Below are 966 nucleotides of genomic sequence, written 5' to 3'. Positions count from 1 at the left end.
GGACCGCTTCGGGGGCGTCGCCGAGCATAACCAGCGCCCGCCCGCCCAGCGTGAGGGCGGATTCGAAGGTCTCGCGCATCTGGTAGTCGACGCCTGCGTGGACCAGTTCGATAGCGTGCTCGCGGTCGATCGAGCGTGCCAGCACCAGCACGAGCGGAAACTCGTGCCTGACCAGTTCGGCAATTGTACTGGCAGCCTTCGCGTCGTTGACGGCAATGACGATCGCCTTCGCATTTTCCGCACCGGCGGCGTGGAGAATATCGAGACGTGCCCCATCACCATAGTAGACCTTGAAACCAAAATCCTCGGCATCGCGGATCGCCTCGGTGCTTGTCTCGATGATCGCAATCGAATGGCCACGCGCCAGAAGCGGCTGGCTGACGATCTGGCCGAAGCGTCCGAAGCCGATGAGCAGGACGCTGCCCGACAGGTTCTCGGCCGCTTCGACACCGTCCATTGACTGCTCCGTCTTCGGCAGCAGCCTGTCATGCAGGATGATCATCAGTGGTGTCAGGACCATGGAAATGATGATGATCGCCGTCAGGTTGGCGTTCCATTCAGAAGTGAGGATGCCGAACTGGGTGGCTGTGGCGTAGAGCACGAAGGCGAACTCGCCACCCTGCACCATTAGGACCGTGCGCTCGATCGCTTCCCGGTGGTCGGCCTTCAGCAGGCGCGCGACACTATAGATCACCGCCATTTTGAGGATCATGAAAGCCGGCACCGAGATTACGATCACCACCCAGTTTGCGGCGATGATGTTCAGGTCGAGCGCCATGCCGACGCCAAGGAAGAAGAGGCCGAGGAGCAATCCGCGGAATGGCTCGACATCGGCTTCGAGCTGGTGGCGGAATGATGATTCCGACAAAAGGACGCCAGCAAGAAACGCGCCCATCGCCATCGAAAGCCCGCCTGCCTGCATAAGCACGGCAGCGCCGAGGACGACCAGAAGCGCCGCGGCCGTCC

1 protein-coding gene is annotated in these 966 nt (G+C 61.5%); it reads right to left on the bottom strand.

The window, feature by feature from the left end; translation table 11 throughout:
* On the bottom strand, positions 1 to 966 hold a 966-nt coding region (locus A918_RS0107620), incomplete at both ends, for a cation:proton antiporter (RefSeq protein ID WP_022710486.1).

Source organism: Pseudochrobactrum sp. AO18b, assembly GCF_000409565.1.
GTDB classification, from domain to species: Bacteria; Pseudomonadota; Alphaproteobacteria; order Rhizobiales; family Rhizobiaceae; genus Pseudochrobactrum; species Pseudochrobactrum saccharolyticum.
This window is presented reverse-complemented; position numbering and strand designations above follow the sequence as displayed.